Source organism: Thermococcus sp. 21S7, assembly GCF_012027615.1.
Taxonomy (GTDB): domain Archaea; phylum Methanobacteriota_B; class Thermococci; order Thermococcales; family Thermococcaceae; genus Thermococcus.
This window is the reverse complement of sequence record NZ_SNUT01000020.1, coordinates 1-456: the sequence shown is the minus strand read 5'-3', so window position 1 is coordinate 456 and position 456 is coordinate 1. Positions and strand designations below refer to the sequence as shown.

The following is a 456-nucleotide window of genomic DNA, read 5'->3' as shown; positions in this document are numbered from 1 at the left end:
TTCCGATCTTAGGCCAAGGTAGGCGAAACTGTGGTGTAACTTATGTAGTTGGCCCTCCTGCTGTTGTCTCTTCGTATATAGCCGTCCCCTTCTATAAGACCCCTAACCAGGCCAAGCCTGACTTCCCGGTTCTCGTTAAAGAGAAGAACATCGGGAATTCTCTTCTCATGTGCTCTGTGTCCAATATTTTCTCTGAGCCACTCGGCAAATCTCCTGTTGCAGAAGCGGACGACTCTTCTATTCCGTTCATGATCTCTCACAACGACGTTAGCGTATGGGAAATACTTTTTGATGGTTTGTGCAAGGAATTCTGTAATCTCGTTTTCATGGGAACCAATGGCAAAGTTTATAGCTCCCGTTTTGGATGTTGAGCCTTCAGCAATCCAAAGACCTACTAGTCTGGCAGTTCCGAAGTTTAGAGGAAGGAATTTGGGTGTTCTCTGTACCGAGGAGTGC

Annotated in this window: 1 protein-coding gene; it reads right to left on the bottom strand. The window is 46.5% G+C overall.

The annotated features are described in order from the left end of the window. Nucleotides 1-8 precede the first annotated feature (8 nt). On the bottom strand, nt 9-456 hold a 448-nt coding region (locus E3E51_RS12930), incomplete at its 5' end, for an LAGLIDADG family homing endonuclease (RefSeq protein ID WP_167913520.1).